Raw genomic sequence first — 356 nt, 5'->3', positions numbered from 1 at the left:
CACCTTCTGTCCACGTAGCCTGTGTGACAGCCCTACCATCCCTTCGCGCGCGGAGAGCGTGTCAGGGAACCGTAATGGGCTCGGCGCCGCTTCAACGTGTTTTTTCAAAGCAGCGCGTGGCGTCACGCCCGGGTACTTATGGACCGCCGGAGCGGAGATTAATGCGAGATATTGGTAAATTTTTTCCTCGATGGACTCGTACTGGCGCCCACCCTCTGGCTTGTTCGAAAGCATCCTGTTGCCGACAATTTCATCCGACACGAAGCGCACCTCTTCGGCAGTACCAGCACTGATTTTATTACCGTCAATATTACAGGGCACCTCCCCGGCAAAGTAAAGTTTATGATCCGATGGGC

At 54.8% G+C, this 356-nt stretch carries 1 protein-coding gene; it reads right to left on the bottom strand.

The window, feature by feature from the left end; translation table 11 throughout:
- On the bottom strand, nt 1–356 hold a 356-nt coding region (locus tag D0817_RS26905; protein ID WP_202866531.1), incomplete at both ends, for a DUF6791 domain-containing protein.

The sequence above is a fragment of the Flavobacterium cupreum genome, assembly GCF_003996965.1.
Classification (GTDB): domain Bacteria; phylum Bacteroidota; class Bacteroidia; order Flavobacteriales; family Flavobacteriaceae; genus Flavobacterium; species Flavobacterium cupreum.
Note: the sequence above shows the minus strand (reverse complement) of the source record. Positions and strands in the feature narration are given on the sequence as shown.